Origin of the sequence: Paenibacillus sp. P22, assembly GCF_000469945.2 — a bacterium.
Taxonomy (GTDB): domain Bacteria; phylum Bacillota; class Bacilli; order Paenibacillales; family Paenibacillaceae; genus Paenibacillus_O; species Paenibacillus_O humicus.
In genome coordinates this window covers 1-20,619 of record NZ_CBRA020000174.1, presented here as the reverse complement: position 1 = coordinate 20,619, position 20,619 = coordinate 1, and the positions used below count along the sequence as shown (strand labels likewise).

23 protein-coding genes and 4 pseudogenes are annotated in these 20,619 nt (G+C 57.5%); 21 read left to right on the top strand and 6 right to left on the bottom strand.

Going from position 1 to position 20,619, the window contains the following annotated elements; all coding sequences use genetic code 11:
• A pseudogene (locus BN871_RS28615) lies at nt 1-226 on the top strand (tRNA (adenosine(37)-N6)-threonylcarbamoyltransferase complex transferase subunit TsaD); the annotation flags it as partial.
• Nucleotides 227-297: 71 nt separating this feature from the next.
• Here the strand turns inward: BN871_RS28615 and BN871_RS21145 are convergent.
• Nucleotides 298-1,374, bottom strand: a complete 1,077-nt coding sequence (locus BN871_RS21145) for a phosphodiester glycosidase family protein (protein WP_048748660.1) — start codon at nt 1,372-1,374, stop codon at nt 298-300.
• Nucleotides 1,374-1,799, bottom strand: coding sequence for a hypothetical protein (locus tag BN871_RS21140; RefSeq protein ID WP_053087026.1), 426 nt, complete (start codon nt 1,797-1,799; stop codon nt 1,374-1,376). The genes BN871_RS21145 and BN871_RS21140 overlap by 1 nt, the downstream gene beginning before the upstream one ends.
• 1,163 nt (nt 1,800-2,962) lie before the next feature.
• Here BN871_RS21140 and BN871_RS21135 point away from each other — a divergent pair.
• Complete coding sequence (locus BN871_RS21135) at nt 2,963-4,519, top strand: 2-isopropylmalate synthase (protein ID WP_048748663.1); 1,557 nt, start codon at nt 2,963-2,965, stop codon at nt 4,517-4,519.
• 928 nt (nt 4,520-5,447) lie between these two features.
• On the opposite strand, the pseudogene BN871_RS21130 reads toward BN871_RS21135, so the two are convergent.
• A pseudogene (locus BN871_RS21130) lies at nt 5,448-7,396 on the bottom strand (ABC-F family ATP-binding cassette domain-containing protein).
• Nucleotides 7,397-7,542: 146 nt separating this feature from the next.
• On the opposite strand from BN871_RS21130, the pseudogene BN871_RS30345 reads away from it, so the two are divergent.
• The 10 genes and pseudogenes from BN871_RS30345 to groL all read left to right on the top strand — a co-directional run.
• Nucleotides 7,543-7,893, top strand: a pseudogene (locus BN871_RS30345) (5-formyltetrahydrofolate cyclo-ligase); the annotation flags it as partial.
• 19 nt (nt 7,894-7,912) lie between these two features.
• Nucleotides 7,913-8,164 (top strand): 5-formyltetrahydrofolate cyclo-ligase, encoded by a 252-nt coding sequence (locus BN871_RS29335; RefSeq protein ID WP_232313247.1) that lies wholly within the window; start codon nt 7,913-7,915, stop codon nt 8,162-8,164.
• 38 nt (nt 8,165-8,202) lie between these two features.
• Nucleotides 8,203-8,725 (top strand): annotated as a pseudogene (gene moaC, locus BN871_RS21115) (cyclic pyranopterin monophosphate synthase MoaC).
• Nucleotides 8,726-8,756: 31 nt separating this feature from the next.
• Nucleotides 8,757-9,251 (top strand): molybdenum cofactor biosynthesis protein B, encoded by a 495-nt coding sequence (locus BN871_RS21110; RefSeq protein WP_048748657.1) that lies wholly within the window; start codon nt 8,757-8,759, stop codon nt 9,249-9,251.
• A gap of 2 nt (nt 9,252-9,253) precedes the next feature.
• On the top strand, nt 9,254-10,261 hold the full coding sequence (locus BN871_RS21105) for a molybdopterin-binding protein (RefSeq protein WP_048748656.1): 1,008 nt from the start codon (nt 9,254-9,256) through the stop codon (nt 10,259-10,261).
• Nucleotides 10,262-10,397: 136 nt separating this feature from the next.
• Nucleotides 10,398-10,649, top strand: coding sequence for a twin-arginine translocase TatA/TatE family subunit (locus BN871_RS21100; protein ID WP_048748655.1), 252 nt, complete (start codon nt 10,398-10,400; stop codon nt 10,647-10,649).
• Between the two features lie 50 nt (nt 10,650-10,699).
• On the top strand, nt 10,700-11,512 hold the full coding sequence (gene tatC / locus BN871_RS21095; RefSeq protein WP_021878819.1) for a twin-arginine translocase subunit TatC: 813 nt from the start codon (nt 10,700-10,702) through the stop codon (nt 11,510-11,512).
• A gap of 274 nt (nt 11,513-11,786) precedes the next feature.
• Complete coding sequence (locus BN871_RS21090) at nt 11,787-12,056, top strand: hypothetical protein (protein WP_021878820.1); 270 nt, start codon at nt 11,787-11,789, stop codon at nt 12,054-12,056.
• A gap of 202 nt (nt 12,057-12,258) precedes the next feature.
• Complete coding sequence (gene groES, locus BN871_RS21085) at nt 12,259-12,540, top strand: co-chaperone GroES (protein ID WP_021878821.1); 282 nt, start codon at nt 12,259-12,261, stop codon at nt 12,538-12,540.
• 87 nt (nt 12,541-12,627) lie between these two features.
• A complete protein-coding gene (gene groL, locus BN871_RS21080) occupies nt 12,628-14,256 on the top strand; it encodes a chaperonin GroEL (protein ID WP_021878822.1) in 1,629 nt (542 codons plus the stop codon).
• 80 nt (nt 14,257-14,336) lie between these two features.
• Here the strand turns inward: groL and BN871_RS21075 are convergent, their stop codons facing one another.
• The 3 genes from BN871_RS21075 to BN871_RS21060 all read right to left on the bottom strand — a co-directional run bounded on the left by BN871_RS21075 (nt 14,337) and on the right by BN871_RS21060 (nt 17,304).
• The gene (locus BN871_RS21075; protein ID WP_048748654.1) at nt 14,337-15,557 is read right to left on the bottom strand and encodes a tyrosine-type recombinase/integrase; all 1,221 of its coding nucleotides are present in this window, start codon (nt 15,555-15,557) and stop codon (nt 14,337-14,339) included.
• Nucleotides 15,558-16,052: 495 nt separating this feature from the next.
• Nucleotides 16,053-16,739, bottom strand: coding sequence for an ImmA/IrrE family metallo-endopeptidase (locus BN871_RS21065; protein ID WP_198158079.1), 687 nt, complete (start codon nt 16,737-16,739; stop codon nt 16,053-16,055).
• A gap of 46 nt (nt 16,740-16,785) precedes the next feature.
• Nucleotides 16,786-17,304 carry a helix-turn-helix domain-containing protein gene (locus BN871_RS21060; RefSeq protein WP_232313245.1) on the bottom strand — a complete coding sequence of 173 codons (519 nt, stop codon included), beginning with the start codon at nt 17,302-17,304 and terminating at the stop codon, nt 16,786-16,788.
• Between the two features lie 61 nt (nt 17,305-17,365).
• Here BN871_RS21060 and BN871_RS21055 point away from each other — a divergent pair, with 61 nt between their 5' ends.
• From BN871_RS21055 to BN871_RS21025, 9 genes are all read left to right on the top strand, one after another.
• Nucleotides 17,366-17,623: a hypothetical protein gene (locus BN871_RS21055; RefSeq protein WP_021878828.1), complete on the top strand. Its 258-nt coding sequence runs from the start codon at nt 17,366-17,368 to the stop codon at nt 17,621-17,623.
• 2 nt (nt 17,624-17,625) lie between these two features.
• Nucleotides 17,626-17,832 (top strand): hypothetical protein, encoded by a 207-nt coding sequence (locus BN871_RS21050; RefSeq protein ID WP_048748652.1) that lies wholly within the window; start codon nt 17,626-17,628, stop codon nt 17,830-17,832.
• Entirely contained in the window at nt 17,825-18,139 is a 315-nt protein-coding gene (locus BN871_RS21045; protein ID WP_053087025.1) for a hypothetical protein, read from the top strand. Before BN871_RS21050 ends, BN871_RS21045 begins: the two co-directional genes overlap by 8 nt.
• Nucleotides 18,140-18,373: 234 nt before the next feature.
• Nucleotides 18,374-18,712 carry a helix-turn-helix domain-containing protein gene (locus BN871_RS21040; RefSeq protein ID WP_021878830.1) on the top strand — a complete coding sequence of 113 codons (339 nt, stop codon included), beginning with the start codon at nt 18,374-18,376 and terminating at the stop codon, nt 18,710-18,712.
• Nucleotides 18,709-18,984 carry a hypothetical protein gene (locus BN871_RS21035; protein WP_021878831.1) on the top strand — a complete coding sequence of 92 codons (276 nt, stop codon included), beginning with the start codon at nt 18,709-18,711 and terminating at the stop codon, nt 18,982-18,984. The genes BN871_RS21040 and BN871_RS21035 overlap by 4 nt, the downstream gene beginning before the upstream one ends.
• Nucleotides 18,981-19,157: a hypothetical protein gene (locus tag BN871_RS27935; protein ID WP_021878832.1), complete on the top strand. Its 177-nt coding sequence runs from the start codon at nt 18,981-18,983 to the stop codon at nt 19,155-19,157. The genes BN871_RS21035 and BN871_RS27935 overlap by 4 nt, the downstream gene beginning before the upstream one ends.
• Nucleotides 19,158-19,168: 11 nt before the next feature.
• Complete coding sequence (locus tag BN871_RS27930; RefSeq protein WP_021878833.1) at nt 19,169-19,321, top strand: hypothetical protein; 153 nt, start codon at nt 19,169-19,171, stop codon at nt 19,319-19,321.
• A 110-nt stretch (nt 19,322-19,431) separates the two neighbouring features.
• Complete coding sequence (locus tag BN871_RS21030; RefSeq protein WP_157060352.1) at nt 19,432-19,608, top strand: hypothetical protein; 177 nt, start codon at nt 19,432-19,434, stop codon at nt 19,606-19,608.
• Nucleotides 19,609-19,693: 85 nt separating this feature from the next.
• Nucleotides 19,694-20,619, top strand: a 926-nt coding sequence (locus BN871_RS21025) for a YqaJ viral recombinase family protein (RefSeq protein WP_048748651.1), incomplete at its 3' end; no start/stop codon positions are given.

Sequence of the window (20,619 nt, the reverse complement as noted above, 5' to 3'; positions counted from 1 at the left end):
CCGCGGCCTGCGCAGCCGGCTGGAAGAGCTGTGCGCGGCGGAGCGGCTGCCGCTGCTCATTCCTCCGCAATCGCTGTGCACGGACAACGCCGCGATGATCGGAGCCGCCGCCCATCTGAAATGGACGCGGAGCCAGTTCACCGGCTTTGATCTGAAGGCCGATCCCGGCCTGTCGCTCGAGGAGTGGTCCGTCCGCGAGGCCAGGCCTGCGATTCCGGCCGAATAACTTGCTTTGCAATCATGAAAAAGGGGCAGCCGCCAAGTCAGTGAATGACTTGGCGGCTGCCCCTCTGCGGTTCAAGAGAAGAAAAGGAAATTCGTCGCAAGCGGACGGAGCTTCTTGTCCGACGGATGGTTGACGATGCGGCCGTTGAAAACGAGCGTCGAGGAGCCGCCGCCGTCCAGATTGTAGCCGTCCACGGCCTTGAACCGGGAGAGCAGGATCTGCATCTCGCCGAGCGTCGCCCCGGAGCTGCCGGCTTCATTGTAGCCGTCCACGACGATGAACAGGAGCTGGTCGTCCTTGTAGTTGGCGACGACGGTTCGGGGCGCCCGCAGCGGGCTCAGCTGCCACTTCAGCGGAATCGGCTGGGCGATGCCGCCTTTCATCAGGACAGGGACGAACGAGACGCCGAATTCGGGGTTTTCCCGGTCCAGCTGTTCGCGGCTGGAATACTTTCCGCCGATCAGCTTGCGCTCCTTGTTCAGACCGACGAAGAACAAATCCTTGTAGGACGGCTCGAATCCGCCGATGTATTTCCCTTCCATGACGGTCGTGCTCAGCGGGTACCGGCGGCCGGAGCCGTCGTCGGCGAATCCGCCGGCATTGATGCCGGCGACGGCATTGTAGCGCTTGACCGCTGCGAGCGTCGTCTCCGCCCGGCCCGGCTTGTCTCCGCCGATCGCCAGCTTCATCGCTCCCTCCTGCTTGAGCCTCACTTTGAGCGCGTAGCCGTTGAAGTTCTGGGCTTTGATAAAATACAGCTGGGCGGTCAGCTTGTCCGTCTGGATCGTCTCCGACGGACTTCCGAGCGGAATGCTGATGCGGCGGTCGTAGACGGCGAGCGGACGGCCGCTCTGGGATCGCGCCATGCCTGCAATGGCGTTCATCCGCTGACTGGTCTGGCTGTACAGCGCAGCGGCTTTCTGGATGGAGCCGGCCGTATGCACGGCGCTGGTCTTGGCCTGATCGAATCCGGTCCCGATGGCCTGCACTTGTCCGGAAGTATCCTTGGGCGCTGCGGGAACAGGGGCCGCCGAGCCGGGAAGCCTCACCTCAGGCTGATGCAGCAGCAGGAACAGAAGCGCGCCGAGGAATGGGGCGGTCATGAGCAGCATGCGCCGATTGATGACGCGCACGTCGACGCCCCGCATTATTTCAGCACATCCAGGTTTTTCTTCAGCTCGTCGAGCTGTTTTTGGACTTCGCTCAGCTGGGTGAACAGCTTGTTGCTGTTGTCGGTCTTGTCGCTGGCGTTGTCGCGGGTGAAGGCGAGCAGCTCATTGAGGCTCTGAACCTTGCTGTTCAAGGCGGCGAGCTCGGTCTGGTAGCCCGATTCCAGCTTGTCCAGCTTCTCGTCGTACCTGGCTTGGAGCTCGGCGATCTGCATGTCGGTCTGCTGCTGGATCTGCAAGGACATCTGCTGCTGCAAGTGCTGCGTATAAAACCAGGCTCCGGCTATGCCTGCAGCCGTAATGAGGAGCCAGGCGATCAGGAACGGAACGGGGGACCTGCGGGCAGTGCGTCGGGGAACGGCCGCTTCCATTCGCGAATAGACGGTCGGCGTGTCTTGGTTCATGCTGGAATCACCTCTTGATCATTGCGGTATTGCTGAATGGAATCTATGACGGCAAAAGACTGGAACATGTTGCATCCATTTCCGGTGTGGGTCCTATTCTACCATAGCCTCCCTGCCCGGTCACCCCGGACAGGGAGGGCGCCATGCTCCGTCATGCCCTTCCGGCGGCCGACGGACGATGGGGATGTTCGTGCCGATGCCGGAAATCAGCGGACCAAACCGATTTCCCCGTCAAGCCGCGAAAAGAAAGATGGAGCCTATGTTCCGATTCCCAGCTTGACAGCTGGGGCCGCCGTCGATATACTCAGTTCAACAGTTGGATGCTGCTGCTGAGCAGCCATAGAGTGTAAACGCTGTGAACAGGAACAGTAGGAACGTCCGGGAAGGGCATGCCCGAGAGGGATGCCGGCAGAGAGCTGCGGGGAGGTGCGACGCAGCCGATGGACGTCTGAAGCTCTCCTGGGAGCGGAATGCCTGAACGGTCACGCCATGTTCCGAAGCCGGACGCCCTTGAGGCGGAGAGGCTTCGGACGCGGCCGCAGGGCATTACGGCTGGCCCCGTCATCGGCTTTGCGATTCAACGCCGTCCGGACGGCGCTGAATCGCAATCAAGGGGACGCCGTTCATGGCGGCGTCAACGAGAGTGGTACCGCGCGGGCATAGCCTGTCGTCTCTTGCATAGAGACGGCAGGCTTTTTGGCATCCATCTGGCAGGGCAAATCAATCGACAACTTAACTTGAATAGGTTCAAACGCTAGGATCAGGAGCAGTAGGACCGGTCCGGAACCTTCAGAGAGCTGCGGCAAGGTGCGACGCAGCCGAAGGGCCGATCCGAACTCGCCTGGGAGCGGAATCGGGGAGGGCAAGGCCGCTGCGGCCGAGCCGGTACCCGGTTACGGCTGTCCCCCGTCATCGGGATGCCGCCTGCGGCTGGACTTCGTCATGGAGTTCGGCGCGCGGGCGAGCATGAGCGGGTCCGCTCCTGCCGCTGCATCTGATCAGGCTGCCGCGGCAAGGACGGGCAACAAGAGTGGTACCGCGGCGAGGCCTTTTTTTTCAGCCCGCCGTCTCTTGCGGAAGACAGAACGATAGGTTCTTTCTTCCGCGAGGGACGGCGGGCTTTTTGCATGTCGACCAAACCAAATTCGGAGGGATTCCAAATGATGAACGCAGCCGGAAACAGAACGATCCACATATTCGATACGACGTTGAGAGACGGGGAGCAATCGCCGGGAGCCGCGATCGCTCCGGAGAAGAAGATCATCATCGCCCGGCAGCTGGCGAAGCTTGGCGTCGACATCATCGAGCCGGGCTTCCCGGTATCCAGTCCCGGCGAATTCGCCGCCGTCCAGCAGATCTCGAGGGAGCTGCAGCAGGTGGAGATCGCGGGCTTCGCGCGCGCGGTGCGCGGCGACATCGATGCGGCCGTCAAGGCGACCGCCGATGCCGCAAGGCGCCGTCTGCATATCTTCATCAGCTCCTCGGACATCCACCTGCAGCATCAGCTGCGGATGACGAGGGAGCAGGTCGTCGCCCGAACCCGGGAGGTGCTGGCGTACGGCAAGCAGTTCGTCGAGGAGATTGAATTTTCGGCGATGGATGCGACCCGCACGGATCTGGCTTTTCTGACCGAGCTGGTCGAAGCGGCGATCGAGTCCGGCGCCACCATCATCAATCTGCCGGATACGCTCGGATATGCGCTTCCCGAAGAGATCACCAAGATGTTCACCGCTGTACGGCAGGGGGCAAGAGGCGGAGAGGGCGTCCGCTACAGCGCCCATTGCCATGACGACCTCGGCCTCGCGGCAGCGAACAGCCTGGCGGCGATTCGGGCCGGCGCTTCCCAGGTAGAGGTGACCGTGAACGGAATCGGCGAGCGGGCCGGCAACTGCTCCGTCGAGGAGCTGGCGATGATTTTGGACACGAGGGGTCCGGTCATTGGAGTCGGCACGAACATCAATCGCGCGGAAATTTTCGAGACTTCCCGCGTCGTCAGCCGGATGATGCATTTTCCGATCGCGTTCAACAAGCCGATCGTCGGCCGCAACGCCTTCCAGCATGAATCGGGCATCCATCAGGACGGCCTGCTCAAAAATCGGAACACCTATGAAATCATGGATCCCGAGACGATGGGCATTCCGCGCAGCATGATCGTGCTCGGCAAGCATTCCGGACGGCATGCCATCAAGCACCGGCTTGCGGAATTCGGCATCGAGCTGGACAGCGGGCAGCTGGAGCAGGTGTACGAGGCGTTCAAGGCCAAGGCAGACGCCCAGAAAATCGTCACCGACGAGCAGCTGATCCGGATCGCCGGAGAGCAGACCGAAACCCAGCCGGATCCGTATGTGCTTGTCGATCTGCAGGTGCTGGCAGGCAGCCAGCGCACGCGCATGGCGACGGTCACGCTGAGGGAGCAGGACGGCCGCGAGCATACGTACACGTCGGCTGGACACGGCCCTCTGGAAGCCGTTATCGCCTGCATCCGCCAAGGCATTCCCGCCGCCTCGGAGCTGGAGGACCTGGAGCTGCATTCCCTCTCTACAGGCGAGGATGCCCATGGAGAAGCCGTCGTCTCTGTCCTGATGGACGGCGAGCGTTATCGCGGCACGGCGGTTCATGACGACATCGTCCTGGCGGCGGCGCAGGCTTACGTCTCGGCATGCAATGCAGCCGTGATGAGCCGGGTCGGAGCGGGCAGAAAACAAGCCGGCGTGAATTAGCCTCGGAATCGATCCGCGGTCAGAAGCGGAAGAAATAGGGAAGGCAGGACGGCTATGCCTGCCTTCCGGCTGCTGAAAGATGTGGCCCACTGCTTTGTGGACATGTGCATTGCAGATAATTCCTTGCTGGACAAACGCTGTGCAGAAAATGGGGACATTTTTTTTCATAGCAGCCTTGTGGACAATGTGGATAATGAGGATAATTTTTTTGGAGCTCCGTTCTTGTTTCATTGCCGATCCAGAGATCCAAGTGCAATGCGGCGTCTGAATTGAATTCCAATACAGAATTGCCTGACAACTTATTCAGGGCTGTGGATAACGCTGTGCATAACTGAAAGCGGCAGCCGAAAATGGACGAAGGCCCTCTTCCCGGCCCCTTGCGGGCTCAGGCGGAGGGCCTTCTATTTGATTTGCTTGCGCCTCATGCGGCTTACCGGCATGCCGGTTCCTGATGTACGGAGCTTGCTGCCTCCGTGTCTATGATTGACCCATTCAACCGGGTGATCGGCGCTTGGCCCGGGAGAACGACTGCATTCCTGCTTCTTTTCCATCTGCAACTGCTTGTTTGGTCCTGCTCTCTACGTACTGCGCATTCCAAAACAACGGAAGCCCTACCTCTCTTCCGTCCTTGCGGCTCCAATGACCGCGCCAGCGTGAATCAGAATTGCTTTAAGGCCAGTCTCATCAAAAGGGAAACAAGAAACGGCGGAATCGGGGGTTATGATCGATTCCTAAAGAAGGGGAATAGGCGGGTTAATCAATGGGACTTATTATACGCCTGAATTCAATGATTTGCAAGCGTTGGACTGAAACTAATTTCATACATGCTCAAACATGCCCACGCAAAAGAACCCTTCGGCTCCAGGGCGGAAAGGTTCTTTTGCGGATAAGGATGGAAGGAACCTGCATATCGCCGCCCGGCTTTCGCTCAGGCAAGAAGTCCTTCCCACTCCTCGTACGCCGCCTGCAGGCGGACCCGGACGGCGTCCAGGCTGGATTGCACTTCCTGAAGGCGGATATAGTCCTGGTAAACTTCAGGATCCGCCAGCCGCTCCTCGTGGCGTTCGGAATCGGCTTCCAGCGAGGCGATGTCGGCTTCGAGCTGCTCGATTCGGCGCTGCCGCGCCCGCTCGTCGCGGCGAGCTGCTTGTCGGCCTCGTAAGAGGAGGCGCTGCCGGCCGGAGCCGTTGAGCCGCCTTCCGCAGAGGCGCCGGATGCGGGGCGCGCAGCCTCGCGGGCTTCGAGCAGGAGCTCTGCGATCTCCTTCTTTTTCTCCATCATGTCGTCGTAGTTCCCGAGGTAGTCGACCGTGCCGGACGGTGTCATCTCCACCATGCGTTCCGCGATTTTGTTCAGGAAATACCGGTCATGGGAGATGAACAGGAGCGTGCCCTCATAGTCGAGCAGCGCCGATTCGAGCACTTCCTTGCTGAATAGATCCAAATGGTTGGTCGGCTCGTCCAAGATAAGGACATTCGCCTGCTGAAGCATCAGCTTGGCAAGCGCGACGCGCGCCTTCTCTCCGCCGCTGAGGGAGCCGACCCGCTTTTTGACGTCGTCTCCGCTGAACAGGAAGTTGCCGAGGATCGTCCGGATCCGGGCTTCCTCCACGCCGGGAAAGGCGCTCCATACCTCTTCAAGGACGGTATTGGTTCCGCTCAGCTCCGTCTGCTCCTGATCGTAGTAGCCGAGCTTCACATGGGTGCCCCACCGGACCGTTCCGGCGAGCACCTCCTGCTTGCCCATCAGCGCCTTGAGCAGGGTCGACTTGCCGATGCCGTTCGGGCCGACGAGGGCGACGGTCTCCCCTCGCTCGAGGCGCAGCGTGACGTCGCGGAAGACCGGCTCGACGCTGTCTCCGAAGCCGACGGACAAATCCAGCGCCTCCAGCACGTCGCGCCCCGTCGCGCGCTCGATCTCGAAGCGGAAGCTGGCCCGCTTGAGATCGCCCGCGGGGCGGTCGATCCTCTCCATGCGGTCGAGCGCCTTGCGGCGGCTCTGCGCGCGCTTGGTCGTGGATGCCCGCACGATGTTGCGGCGGACGAATTCTTCCATGCGGGCGATTTCGTCCTGCTGCTTCTCGTACTGCTTCATGGCCGATTCGTATTCCGCCGCCTTGAGATCGACATAGCGGGAATAATTGCCCGCATAACGCCGGGCTTGATGCCGCTCGATCTCGATGATCGTGCCGACCGTGGCATCCAGGAAGTAGCGGTCATGGGAGACGATGAGAATGGCGCCCGAATAGCTGCGCAAATAATCCTCCAGCCAGGTCAGCGTTGCGATGTCCAAATGGTTGGTCGGCTCGTCCAGCAGCAGCAGGTCGGGGGCTTGCAGCAGAATCCGGGCCAGCGCGAGACGGGTTTTCTGTCCTCCGCTCAGCGTCGAGACCGGCGTGGCGGGATCCGTATCCCCGAAACCCATGCCGTGCAGCACGCTTTTGATGCGGGTCTCCATCTCGAAGCCGCCTTGATCCCGGTACCAGTCGGATCTGCGGGCGTAGCGCTCGAGGGTGTCGTTGTATTTTTTTTCATCCCCATGCAGGGAAGGATCGGCGATTTCATGCTCCAGCCTGCGCAGCTCCTGCTCGGCTTCCACGAGATGGGCGAAAACCAGACGCATCTCCTCGTCGATGCTCTTGCCCGACTGCAGGCCGCTGTTCTGGGCGAGGTAGCCGATGCGGGTTTCCTTGGCGCGATGAATGACGCCGCTGTCGGCCGATTGGACGCCGGCCAGAATCTGGAGCAGGGTGGACTTGCCGGCGCCGTTCACCCCGACAAGTCCGATGCGCTCGCGCTCCTGGATCTGCAGGGAGATGCGGGAGAGTATGGTTGTGATGCCGTAGCTTTTGGTCAGATCGTTTACTTGCAGCAGCATAGAACCCTAGTTCCTTTCAATCGTTCTTCTTCTATTAAGAATAACGCAATTGACCGCCATAATCGACCCTTATTGGCGAAACAAAGGTCTCAGTGGTAAACTATAGACAATTATGACCAAGAGCCTGCGAGGGGTTACTTCGAACGATGGGCAATCATCCGGACGACAAATCATCGGTAAGAGCACGTCTTCTTCACATTCGGGATTCCGCCTCTCCCGAAGCAAGGATGGCCGCATCCGCGGCTGCATGCCACCGAGCGGCCCAATGGCTGCAGGGAAGCGGCTGCGCAAGCTTGGCGGCCTATGCGGCTTTCCGCTCCGAGCTGGATCTGTCGCCGCTGATCGAATGGGCCTGGCGAGCCGGAATCGATGTCCTCGTTCCCCGCGCGTCGCTGCCGGACCGGTCGATGACGCTGCATCGCCTTGCTTCCTGGGAGGAGCTGAAGCCCGGAGCCTATGGAATCCTGGAGCCCGACCCGGCCGTCGCGCCGGCGCTGCCGGAAGGATTTCTGCCGGATGCGGTGCTGGTGCCGGGATCCGGCTTCGACGGCAAGGGGGGGCCGGCTCGGCTACGGCGGCGGTTATTACGACCGCTACCGCCTCAAGCTCGAGCATGCTGCCCGGTCGGCCGGGAGAGAGCCGCCTCCATGGATCGGCATCGGGTTCGCGTTCCAGATCGTCGATGCCGTACCGATGGAGCCGCATGACGCCAAGCTGGACGGCCTCATTACGGAAGAGGGCATGCAATGGTTCGCCCGTCAGGCTTGACGGCGGATAACGATAGTTGAAGGGAGCTGGGGAAGCGGATGGCGACTGCAGATGACAGGCTGCCTGCTGGCGTGGATGGCGGCGAGGCGGACAGCCTGAGCCATTTCAATGGACAGGGACGGGCCCGGATGGTGGATGTGACGGGCAAGGAGACGACGTCGAGAACGGCTGCGGCGCGGACAACCGTGCAGATGGCGGAGGATACGCTGGCCAGGATCAAATCCGGCGGCATCTCCAAGGGGGGATGTGCTGGCCGTGGCTCAAGTGGCCGGAATCATGGCGGCCAAGAACACGTCGTCATGGATTCCGATGTGCCATCCGCTCCCGCTCACGGGCATAGACATCGCCTTCTCGGATAATGGCGAGGACAAGCTCTACATCCAGGCGACAGTGAAGACCAAAGGCGTGACCGGAGTGGAAATGGAAGCTCTTACGGCGGTATCCGCCGCTGCGCTGACCGTGTACGACATGTGCAAGGCGATGCAAAAGGATATGGTGATCGGTCCGACCGAGCTTGTATCCAAGTCAGGCGGCAAAAACGGGGATTTCATGCGGGGATAAGAACGGCGACAGGGGACGGGAGGAACGTCAGATGCGATGGAAGGTAGCGGTTCTCACAGCAAGCGACAAGGGCTTCAGGGGAGAGCGGGAGGACACGAGCGCGCAGGTCATCCGCGAGCTGGTCGAGGAGGAGCTGCACGGGGATATCGTGGATTACCGGATCGTGCCCGACGAGCAGGACGAAATCATGGCGGCCATGATCGAAATGACGGATTATTATCAGGCCGACCTGGTGCTTACGACCGGAGGCACAGGGCTTGGACCGCGGGATGTGACGCCGGAGGCGACGCTCAAGGTCGTCGAGAGGCTGGTTCCCGGCATATCGGAAGTGATGCGCAGCAGCACGATGTCGCGTACACGCAAGGCGATGCTCTCTCGCGGCGTCAGCGGCGTCCGGGGCCGGACGCTGGTCATCAATCTGCCGGGCAATCCCAAGGGCGTCCATGAATGCCTGATGGCGGTCATCGACCAGCTGCCTCATGCTCTCGGCATCGTATCGGGCCGGGAAGGGGAGCATGAAGGGTGACCATGAAAACCAAGCTGCGCGAAGTGCCTGTCGAGCATGCGCTCGGCCTCCGGCTGGCCCATGATTTGACGCGAATCGTTCCCGGAAGCTTCAAGGGCAGGCTGTTCAAGAAAGGCCATGTCATTGAAGCAGCCGATATACCGGCCCTGCTGGATATCGGCAAAGCCCATATCTATGTCATGGAGCTGGCCGAGGACGAGCTGCACGAGGACGATGCGGCACTGAGGATGGCCAAGGCTCTTCAAGGAGATGGAACGCAGCTCGGCGAGCCGCACGAGGGCAAGGTTGCGGTCAAGTCCTCGATGCAGGGGCTCGCCAAGATCGACTCCGACTATGTGAACGCGGTCAACGCCCTCGGCGATATCGCCCTTGCCACGATCAGCAGCAACCGCCTTGTCGAAGCGGGCGGACAGCTCGCGGCGACGCGCGTCATTCCGCTCGTTGTATCCCAAACCAAGATCGAGGCCGTGGAAAGCCTCGCCGCCGAATATCGTTCCGCTACCGGCAGGGCTCCTATCGAGGTGAAGCCGCTTCGTCCGATGACGGCCGGACTGATCACGACGGGCGGAGAAGTGCACAGCGGACGGATCCAGGACCGGTTCGGGCCGGCGGTCCGGGCGAAGCTGGAGGCGCTCGGCTCGGCGGTTGCCGAGCAGGCGATCATGCCGGATGACAAGGACGCCATTGCAAGGAAAATCCTTGAGTACAAAAATAAAGAGTATGATATGATACTGCTTACAGGCGGCATGTCCGTCGACCCCGACGACCGCACGCCAGGCGCCATCAGATCGGCCGGCACCGACATCGTCAGCTACGGGACGCCGATGCTGCCGGGATCGATGCTGCTCATCGGCTATCTAGGCGGGACGCCTGTGCTGGGCCTTCCGGGCTGCGTCATGCACGACCCCTATACGTCGTTCGATGTGCTGCTTCCCCGGATATTGGCCGGGGAGAAGATCGTCAAAGAGGATATTGCCGCGATGGGCTACGGCGGCCTTTACGGCTGCTGAAGCTTCCGCGGCGCGCATTACCGATTGTCTTCAGCATCCTTCCCTTCAGGCACGATGGCTCCTGGAAGGAAGGATGACTGGAGACGCCAGACATCCAGCGAGATTCTCGCGAAATCCAGAGGAGGAATCATTCATCATGTTTAGTGGAATTGGAGCTACAGGCTTCCTGCTGCTCGCCGTTATCGCTCTCCTGCTGTTCGGACCCAACAAGCTCCCGGAGCTTGGCCGCGCTTTCGGCCGCACGCTGAAGGAATTCAAGGCCGGCGCCCGCGATCTGATGGAAGACGACAATCAGCAGCAGCCTGCGCGCCGCGACGCTGCGTCGCGCATCGAAGTGGACGGAGAGGTCGAGCCTGTCCGCGCGGATTCGAAGCGTCTTCCGGAATAACCGGCGGACAGCCGGAATGATTCAACTTGTACATGTAAGGAGGATCGCGTATGGCCAGCCCCACGGGGAATAAGGCAGGGCAGCGCACGCGGCTGCGGGAAGAAGGCCTGATGTCCCTCATGGACCATCTGGGAGAGCTGCGCAAGCGGATCTTCGTGATTTTGCTGGTGCTCATAGCGGGATTGATACTTGGCCTCTTTTTCGCCGAACCGATGTACAACTACTTGACGTCCACGGAACAGGCCAAGGAGATCGGAGGCTTCCATACCTTCTCCCTCTGGGACGGCATCGGAATCTATATGAAGTTCGCTTTCATCATCGCGCTCGTTCCGGCGGTTCCGGTCGCTTTCTTCCAGCTCTGGTCCTTTGTCAAGCCGGCTCTTCGCGTGCATGAGCAGCGGGCCGCGCTCCGGTACGTTCCCTACGCGCTGTTCATGCTGCTGCTCGGCTTGGCGTTCTCCTATTACGTCGTGTTCCCGATGGCTTTCCACTTCACCTCCAAGGTCGCCCGAAGCCTTGGACTTGAAGAAACGTACGGCATCGTGCAGTATCTGACGTTCATGGTCAACATCATCGTGCCGATATCGCTTCTGTTCGAGCTGCCGCTCCTGCTCATGTTCCTGACCGCGATCCGGATTCTGACGCCGGGCGGCCTCCGGAAGATGAGGAGAGTCGCCTACTTCATCATGGTGTTCATCGGCGTCACGGTCACTCCGCCCGATGTCGTCTCGGACACGCTGGTGGCGATACCTCTCATCCTGCTCTACGAGCTGAGCATCCTGATGTGCGCCCGGATCTACAAGCGCCAGCAGGAGAAGGATGCGCGGTTCGAGCAGGAATACGCCGTCGCTGCAAGCAAATAGAAAGCATGCATCAAGCCTGCCCATGCGGCAGGCTTTTTTTTTGCTGCCTGCCGTCCGGAACGTCATAAAACGGACATGAATCGGACAAGATGGAGAGGGTAGGAGCATTGACTTTGCCCCAGTCAAGCCTGATAAATAGGCGTTTCAAGCCATATGAGACCGATCCATGTCCAATATTTGATCAAAAAGTGAAAAGTATTTGAACATATTTAGGCGGATTGTGGTATAGTATAGATATGAAACCACTTACAACTTTGAACGGGATGTGACATTCATGGCCAAGATGATTTCTGTCAAGCCAATCGAGCAAAGCAAAACCGCGGTCGATCGTCTCTTCCAATTCATGAATATAATGGCTTGGACCTGCTTGTTGATCGGCGTTGTAGCTTGCCTGTGGGACATCACCCACTTCAGCGACACGAATATGACCCTTATGGTCGGCATCGGATTCCTTATCGGCAGCGTCTTCATCTACACCTCCGGAGCGGCGCTTCATCTCGTCTCGGAGAAGCTTGAAGCTCTCGACGATTCCTCCAACAAATGACGTTCAATCCCCTCTGTTAGCCCGTCGGCCCAGCCGGCGGCTATTTTGTTTGGATGAGAAGGGATGTAAACTTCACATAAAATCGATGCCTCCCACTTGAAATCCGGTCCCAAGTTGAGTATCATAAAACTTGTTATTAGCACTAAGGCCTTATGAGTGCTAACAAAATACGACAAATTCTAATTAAGGAGGCTATTTTTTCATGATCAGACCTTTGGGTGAACGCGTATTGGTAGAACCGATCGCTAAAGAAGAGACTACCGCCAGCGGTATCGTGCTGCCGGACACGGCGAAAGAAAAGCCGCAAGAAGGCAAAATCGTCGCTGTAGGAAGCGGTGCGCTTAAGGATGGCGTGCGAGTTGAGCTGGAAGTGAAAGTCGGCGACCGTGTTCTGTTCTCCAAATATGCGGGAACGGAGATCAAATACGAGGGCAAAGAGTATTTGATTATGAAAGAAAGCGACATCCACGCGATCTTCGGCTAAGGCTTCTTGCAGCGAAGCTTCGCCATACATCGGATTTTCATACTTAGAGGATTCCATCCACAACTATATACCGGGAGGTAATGGACGATGGCAAAAGAAATCAAGTTCAGCGAAGACGCACGCCGCGGCATGCTGCGCGGAGTCGACGCTCTTGCAAATGCAGTTAAAGTAACGCTCGGTCCTAAAGGCCGCAATGTGGTGCTCGAGAAGAAATTCGGAAGCCCGCTGATCACGAACGACGGCGTATCCATCGCCAAAGAAATCGAACTGGAAGACCCGTTCGAAAATGCCGGCGCCCAGCTGGTCAAAGAAGTCGCAACGAAAACGAACGACGTTGCCGGCGACGGCACGACGACCGCTACGGTTCTGGCTCAAGCGATCATCCGCGAAGGTCTCAAAAACGTAACGGCCGGCGCGAACCCGATCGTTCTGCGCAAAGGCATCGAGAAAGCTGTCCGCGCTGCCGTGGAAGAGCTTAAAAATATTTCCAAGCCGATCGAAGGCAAGCATTCCATCGCACAGGTTGCGGCCATCTCCTCCGGCGACGACGAAGTCGGCCAGCTGATCGCTGAAGCGATGGAAAAAGTCGGCAACGACGGCGTCATCACGGTTGAAGAATCCAAAGGCTTCTACACGGAGCTCGAAGTGGTCGAAGGCATGCAGTTCGACCGCGGCTACGTATCTCCATACATGATCACGGATACGGACAAGATGGAAGCTGTCCTCGACAGCCCGTACATCCTGATCACCGACAAAAAAATCTCCAACATCCAGGAGATCCTGCCTGTTCTGGAGAAAGTCGTTCAATCCGGCAAGCAGCTGCTGATCATCGCTGAAGACGTCGAAGGCGAAGCTCAAGCTACGCTGATCGTCAACCGCCTGCGCGGCACCTTCACTTGCGTAGCCGTCAAAGCTCCTGGCTTCGGAGACCGCCGCAAAGCGATGCTGGGCGATATCGCCGCTCTGACGGGCGGCCAAGTAATCACCGAAGAGCTCGGCCTGGACCTCAAGTCCACGACGGTTGAGCAGCTCGGCTCCGCTCGCCAAATCCGCGTAACCAAAGAAAACACGATCATCGTTGACGGCGCCGGCGACAAAACCGACATCGATGTGCGCGTGAAGCAGATCCGCACGCAGCTGGAAGAAACGACTTCCGACTTCGACCGCGAGAAGCTGCAGGAGCGTCTGGCCAAGCTGTCCGGCGGCGTTGCAGTCATCAAAGTCGGAGCAGCGACCGAAACGGAACTCAAAGAGCGCAAGCTGCGCATTGAGGACGCCCTGAACTCCACGCGTGCAGCTGTGGAAGAAGGCATCGTATCCGGCGGCGGCACGGCACTCGTGAACGTATACGGAGCTGTTGCAGCTCTGGACGTGACGGGCGAAGAGAAAACCGGCGTCAACATCATCCTGCGCGCTCTCGAAGAGCCGGTCCGCACGATCGCGACCAATGCAGGCGTTGAAGGCTCCGTCATCGTCGAGCGCCTGAAAAAAGAAGCGATCGGCATCGGCTACAACGCCGCTACCGGCGACTGGGTGAACATGTTCGAAGCCGGCATCGTCGACCCGACGAAGGTAACGCGTTCCGCGCTGCAGAACGCCGCTTCCGTAGCGGCTGTCGTTCTGACGACCGAAGCGGTTGTCGTCGACAAACCGGAAAAAGACAAACCGGCTATGCCTGACATGGGCGGAATGGGCGGAATGGGCGGCATGATGTAAGTGCCGGGCCACCAAGCCTGATCCAGCAAGGAAAAAGGGACCCTTCGGGGTCCCGTTTCTTGTTGAAACTCACGGAAAACTCACATTTTCGGCAAAGCAAGCCCACTGAGGATGTCGGCGAAGGAGGCACTCACCTTCTGGCTGGCATCCTTTTTCATTTTCTCCGTTACGTGAGTATAGATTTTCAGCGTGGTATCCGGATCATCATGGCCGACACGCTGCATGATGGTGCTGAGAGGTATCTCGGCTTCCGCGAGCATGCTGACGTGCGTGTGGCGGAAGATATGGGACGTTGCTTTCTTTGCGATTCCTGCCTTCCTCACGAGGCGCTCAAGCCGGTTAGCGAGCTGTTTTGGGGCCCAGGGGTAGCCATTGTCATGCCGGAAGACGAAGTTCTCGTCATGATAGTCCTCAATCAGGTGGCGCGTGGCCAGCTTCACGACAGCCTGACGTTTCTTGTGTGCTTTTAGCATCGCCAGGATCTTCGCGTCGACATCGAACTCGCGAATCGATGCTTTTGTCTTTGGCGGGAGCAGCTCGTAAACACGCATGTTGTTCGTTTCGCTGTAGAGCGTCTTGGTGACACGTACAAAGCCGGTGTCGAAGTTGATATCGCTCCACTTCAAGGCAAGCACCTCGCCCATCCTCATGCCGCTGAAGGCCATCAGGAACAAGATCTCCTGATCCAGCTCGAGCCCATGCTTCACGGCTGTATCAAGCAGGGTATTCAGCTCCGCGCGCTCCAGATACTTCTCCTCGATCGGGTTGCTCTCGATCTCCTCCACCGTTCGGCGCCTCACAGGGATTACCGCGCCTTTCGCCGGATTATCCCGCCGATACCTTTCCTTCACCGCATGCTGATAGATAAGGTTCGCTGTGACGTGTACGCCTTCGATGGTGGGTTTCGCGTACTCTTCGTCGTGGAGCTTGTTCAGAATGCGCTGGTGATCGCGTGGAGCGATACGGTCGATAGACATCTGGCCAATATAGCTATTCAAGGTTTTGATCGAGTTGCGGCGAAGCCGGAGCGTCCCCGGTTTCTTTCCGGTCCGGCTGTAGACGTCCAGCCATTCCTCCGCCACTCTTTCGAAGGTCAGGCTCTTGAGCTTCTTCTCGTCGATTCCGAATTCCGTCAGCTTGGAGATCGCCTCATCGCAGCGAGCCTCAGCCTCTTTCTTCGTATCCCCCCGTCTTTCAATCTGCTTACGCTTGCCTGTCACTGGATCGGGCGGCCCTTCCTTGATGCATCCCCACTTGTAGCCTTGCTTATTATTGGCTGGATACTTCTTGAACGATGCCATGCTGCACCTCCAATTCAGAATGTACGTTCGGATAAATCTGGAAAGAAAAAGCCCTCAGCGGGCTCTTTCTTCTTCCAAGCGAAATTCGTACTGGCTCTTGATGTAGTACATGCCGTTCACCTTTACAGCGTCTTTGATTGAAGTTCAATCAGGCCGTAGTCGACAGGCTCGTCGTCATGCCAGATTCCGATGTGCATTTTTTTGAGAAAGGCATCGTTTAACATAGAATCCTTGGAAACAATCATTGAGAATGCCTCTTTTGCTTTAAGACATTCTCCTCAATCTCTTCTTTATTGGATGAATACCCAATGATCACGAGAAAAAGAAATACCATTGTGAGGATTATTGAAAACCCACCAACGAATTGAAAAACGATGTAGCCAAAAGCAATAAACCCAAGAATTAGATTTATTGCAAGACATGCGACTGCAAGCTTTTTGAACCAGTCTGGCACTGAATTCCAACTCCATTGTTCCCCATCGGCTGGGGGAGTTGCTATGTATCGTATTGCCCGCATTTGAAGCAGATATAACCGTAAAGATCTCGAAGCATTATCTCCTGGCAGTTGCTGCATACACGGAACTCGACGTCCATCTCTGCTCCTGCGGCCACTTCCATCAACCAAATGTCCTCATCCGGCATTGGCTCGTCCAGAAGAATCTGTGGCTTCTGCCAGTTGAAGAAGAGAGCCACCTCCTCGGTGAGGTTATTGCGAATGCGCTCGTCGAGCTTTTCAAGCCTCTTTCGAGCAGCAGAGATATTCACGTCGAACTTTTCCGTTACAGCCTTTACTGTCAAATCCATAACGTTCTGGAAGCCATAATCCGGCATCAGGAGCCGGCTTGCAAACCAATGGGCCTCGACTTCTAGTTTCCGGCCGAATTCCGGGATGTCGCTGCTACTCGCCCAGTCGTACTCCGAATGCAGCATGATGTGCCCGATCTCATGAGCGAGCGTGTAGCGCTGGCGCCTGCGCTGCTTTAGCGGTGAATGCCCACGGGCAGCATCGTCGGCGATGAAGATAATGTAACGGCTCTTACCTTTTCTCACGTCTTTCGCTGTGTAAGCATCCGGCCCATACAGAGGCTCGAATATGACTTTCCATCCAAATTTGGTTGCAATAAAAAATGGATCAATCGACGGCTCCGGATTGTTTAGCTCACGCAGGATCTGCTCGGCCATGATGTTCGCTCGCTTGAAATCAGGTCGACTTGCGGAGCCGGATGGATCAATCCTCATCCTCGTCAAAAATTTCTCTTGCCTTCTTGGCGAGCTCCTGCATTTTCCTGAAAGCTTCTGGAGATAGGTTTTTTTGAGATCGAGCAATAAACTGCACTCCATCGGTCTCGAAAAAACGATAATCTTGTTCAGGTATGTCCTTTGCTGGTTGAACATTATACGGTGAGCTCGACTCCCTAACGACGAAGCCATGGTCGGTGTATCCCAACCTTTGAAGCATTTCTTCATAGGTTACGTTTCGGAGAAAATCAGCCAGCTGTCTTAATGTGTCCGGGGAAGCACGATGAGTTCCAGCTTCAATTCTATTGATAGTAGAATGGCTAACCCCCGACTTATCCGCCAGCTCACGTTGGCTTTTAAATCCGCTTTCTTCCCGTGCGCGGGAGAAGAATATCCCGAACGTTTTTAAATCCATAATTATCACCATTTCATTAATGAGACATCTTGAGCTTAGTGTATCAACTCTGATACAAAATGTTGTATCAAGCGTGAAATATTTTTGTTGCAAGCGTGAAATCTCCGTGATATATTGGATATGTAACAAGCGTGAAACGGAAGGAGGTGCGGCAATGAGAGTTCTTTTAAGGGCAGATGTGTTAGATGACGTTCAGAAAGAGCTGAATTTAACCGATCAACAGTTTGCCGAATTCATTGGAATATCAAGATCCCAGCTATGGCGGGCAAAGATGCCTGCTAGCGACAAACGCTTCTCACTGGGGAACGACTTTGTTGCGGCAGTGCTTAATGCATTAGAGGGCAAGAAATTTGAGGAGCTATTTTTTTTGGGTGATGTGTCACACGAATGTGACAAAAAGGAGGTGATCTAAAAATGGACCCGATCAACGAAATTGCAGCAGCATCGGACGGAGATGGCGGACTCCCGACTCTCCGGCTTCTGGACCTGGCCAACGTGGTTCGGACGATGGTGGCTTATGTGAATCAGCGGAGATGCTCTCCGCTGGAGAAGAAACTGATCGCGGCAAATTTCAGCATCATGCTGGAGCAGCCGGAGAAAGGAGCTGAGGAAAATGCTTGAGGTCAAATTTGATGCTTCTCAACTGGAAAGCATCATCAACGCCGCGGTCGATAAGGCGCTCGAACGTCACAGCCTGGTAAACAGCCTGCCGCCGATCCTGAACCGAACGCAGTTCATGGAGCTGCTGGACATCGGGCCTACGAAGGCCGCGGAGCTGTTCAACCGCGAGGACTTTCCGGTAATGCGGGAAATGGGGCATCCGCGAGTGCTGACTCACCTACTGCTTCAATGGTGCGAACGTCACACGGATTGGACCGAGAAGAATGCCGGCGATGGATGGAAGAAGCGCGGCGGAGTGGCCTCATGAAAAAGCTTCTTGATGTGCGATCCATAGTCGAGCAAACCGGATGGGGACGTAAGTTCCTTGAAGAGATGGATGGGCCCGCGCCAATGCAGGGCGGGCTTTGGGGGGAAGGCAAGCGGGGAGGTTCGAGGGGCTTCCGAGCGAGGATCATCTGTTATTACCAGCATAGATCGTCCGGATGGAACATCGAAATCCCGGCTCCGTTCCAAGCAAGAACAGGTCGGGGGAGGATGGGTGATGACGATGAACCAACAACCTATCGGCGAGATCCTGAAGGCTTGCCGGGAACGCTCGGGAATGACGCAAGAGCAGTTGGCTAAAAAGCTTCATGTGGATCGGTCCGTGATTGCAAAAGTCGAGACCGGATTCACAAAGAGCCCGAGCTACACGCTGGTTAAGCAATGGGCTGCGGCGACGGAAGGCCTGGAGATGGTCAATATGGACCTGACCGGCGGTCGGGACGGCTGGAAGAAGCTGACGGCAATGGAGGCTGCTATGAAGCAAATGAAATCTGTGCTGGACGTGATGCCATTGCGGAAGCGCAGCGCGGTCAAACAAGGAGGCGGGACGCGGTGAGAAGTCAGAGGAGTTTGAAGAGGGAAGCGCGGCAACGGATCGCGGAGCTGCAGAAGCAGCGGGAATGGCTGCTGAAGCATCCGATGCGGGTGGAGCCGGAACTGCGGCGGGCGGCGATCTGCTGGACCGAGATTGAAGTGGCCGACATCGATCGGCAAATAAAAAACGCCTTCCCGGCACGGAAGACGTCGCAGCTGAGATCCCGACTAAAGGCGCTCATTGACGCCATTATAGCACAAGCCAAGCTTCCGGTGAAGGAGGAAGCACGTTGAAGATAAGCGAGCTGATTGAGGAACTAGAGATAAAGCTCCGGGACTTCGGTGATATCGAGACGCGCTTCAGTGAGTACGACGGCACTTACCGACCAGATGATCTCAAGCCAATGCTGGACGTGACGGTGGAGGAAGTCGGAGGTCAGGATGTACTGGTCATTTGGGACAAGTAGGAGGAATGGCGATGTTTGAACCAGATCTGGATCGATTCAGCCAGCGGATGCCCTGGGAAATGCCGGCGCCGCTGGATCGCTACAGCAGCGAGCATGAGGATGATTGGCGGGAAGAGGAGTATGAACGCCAGGTAGAGCTCGGACTTCGAGAGCCGCGCGAATAGCTGCAAGCAGGGGCGCTTGTCCCCTGTCTGAGGGCAGCGTGAACGGTTTGCCCCCCTTTCCGTTCATGCTCCCTCAGATGCTGGACAAGCATCAGAAGCGAGGTGATTTCTTGGAAGAAAAGATTCAGGTCGTGCATGAAGTTCTGAAGAGTCTGTTCCCGGACGCAGTAAGCATCGAGGTGCTTGTCAACTCGGAGGGAATCACGGTTGCACCGCATTTTAAGACCAACGTGTCCGGCTTCTCTATGAAGACCGTAACTGGAAAATGGGTGCAAAAAGCAAAATGACCGGCGGGCACCGGTCATCAGAAAGATTCGTATGCGGCCATCTTAGCATGATGGCCCTCAAAAATTCAACAGGGAGGGAACAAGAATGGCAATGACAGTGGCAGCTATTACGAAGGGAATGGAGCGCGCAGAATGGCTGAAGCTCCGCAAGGCAGGAATCGGCGGATCAGATGCGGCGGCCGTAGCCGGCATGAACCCATGGAAGTCTCCGGTTGGCGTCTACCTGGAGAAAACTGGCCAGATCGTCTCGCCTGAAGCTGGCGAGGCCGCTTACTGGGGCAACCAGCTTGAGGACGTGGTTGCTCGCGAGTTCGCGACTCGATCCGGATTCAAGATCCAGCGGAGCAACAAGCTCTACCGACACAAGGATCATCCGTTCATGCTCGGCAACGTCGACCGCCTCATTACCGACGGCAGCAAGCGGCGCGGCATCCTCGAGGTCAAGACGACGAACGCATGGGCCTCAGCTGACTGGGAAGACGACAAGATTCCCGACCATTATGCAATCCAACTTCAACACTATATGGCCGTCCTCGGCCTGGATTACGGATTCTTCGCGGTCCTGATCGGCGGCAACCGATTCGAGCAGCGGTATGTCGAGCGGGATGAGACGGTCATCAAGGCGCTGACCTCCATCGAGCGAGAGTTTTGGGAAGAGAACGTGCTGAAGGGCATCCCGCCGCTGGTTGACGGCAGCGGGGCGAGCACTGACCTTCTGAATTACCTGTACCCGACAAGTCGTCCCGAACACGTCATTCAGCTCGGCGCGAAGGACGAACCGCTGATCCAGGAGCTGAGGGCGGCCAAGGCGGCTGCCGACGCTGCGGAGGAACGGCTCGAAGCCGCTAAGAACGCGCTTAAGGCAGAGATGCAGGACGCTGAGGCGGCGCTGTTCAGCGGCGAGAAGGTGGTCAGCTGGAAGAGCAGCAGCCGGACGGCGCTGGACACGAAGGCCGTCAAGGCCGAATTGCCGGAGATCTTTGAAAAATACTCGCGCACGAGCTCGTCTCG

Excerpts from the sequence above, each read along its gene's own strand:
- BN871_RS21145 (WP_048748660.1), bottom strand. The coding sequence starts at position 1,374 with ATGCGGGGCGTCGACGTGCGCGTCATCAATCGGCGCATGCTGCTCATG.
- BN871_RS21140 (WP_053087026.1), bottom strand. The coding sequence starts at position 1,799 with ATGAACCAAGACACGCCGACCGTCTATTCGCGAATGGAAGCGGCCGTT.
- BN871_RS21135 (WP_048748663.1), top strand. The coding sequence starts at position 2,963 with ATGAACGCAGCCGGAAACAGAACGATCCACATATTCGATACGACGTTG.
- BN871_RS29335 (WP_232313247.1), top strand. The coding sequence starts at position 7,913 with ATGCGGTGCTGGTGCCGGGATCCGGCTTCGACGGCAAGGGGGGGCCGG.
- BN871_RS21110 (WP_048748657.1), top strand. The coding sequence starts at position 8,757 with ATGCGATGGAAGGTAGCGGTTCTCACAGCAAGCGACAAGGGCTTCAGG.
- BN871_RS21105 (WP_048748656.1), top strand. The coding sequence starts at position 9,254 with ATGAAAACCAAGCTGCGCGAAGTGCCTGTCGAGCATGCGCTCGGCCTC.
- BN871_RS21100 (WP_048748655.1), top strand. The coding sequence starts at position 10,398 with ATGTTTAGTGGAATTGGAGCTACAGGCTTCCTGCTGCTCGCCGTTATC.
- tatC (WP_021878819.1), top strand. The coding sequence starts at position 10,700 with ATGGCCAGCCCCACGGGGAATAAGGCAGGGCAGCGCACGCGGCTGCGG.
- BN871_RS21090 (WP_021878820.1), top strand. The coding sequence starts at position 11,787 with ATGGCCAAGATGATTTCTGTCAAGCCAATCGAGCAAAGCAAAACCGCG.
- groES (WP_021878821.1), top strand. The coding sequence starts at position 12,259 with ATGATCAGACCTTTGGGTGAACGCGTATTGGTAGAACCGATCGCTAAA.
- groL (WP_021878822.1), top strand. The coding sequence starts at position 12,628 with ATGGCAAAAGAAATCAAGTTCAGCGAAGACGCACGCCGCGGCATGCTG.
- BN871_RS21075 (WP_048748654.1), bottom strand. The coding sequence starts at position 15,557 with ATGGCATCGTTCAAGAAGTATCCAGCCAATAATAAGCAAGGCTACAAG.
- BN871_RS21065 (WP_198158079.1), bottom strand. The coding sequence starts at position 16,739 with ATGGCCGAGCAGATCCTGCGTGAGCTAAACAATCCGGAGCCGTCGATT.
- BN871_RS21055 (WP_021878828.1), top strand. The coding sequence starts at position 17,366 with ATGAGAGTTCTTTTAAGGGCAGATGTGTTAGATGACGTTCAGAAAGAG.
- BN871_RS21050 (WP_048748652.1), top strand. The coding sequence starts at position 17,626 with ATGGACCCGATCAACGAAATTGCAGCAGCATCGGACGGAGATGGCGGA.
- BN871_RS21045 (WP_053087025.1), top strand. The coding sequence starts at position 17,825 with ATGCTTGAGGTCAAATTTGATGCTTCTCAACTGGAAAGCATCATCAAC.
- BN871_RS21040 (WP_021878830.1), top strand. The coding sequence starts at position 18,374 with ATGACGATGAACCAACAACCTATCGGCGAGATCCTGAAGGCTTGCCGG.
- BN871_RS27930 (WP_021878833.1), top strand. The coding sequence starts at position 19,169 with ATGTTTGAACCAGATCTGGATCGATTCAGCCAGCGGATGCCCTGGGAA.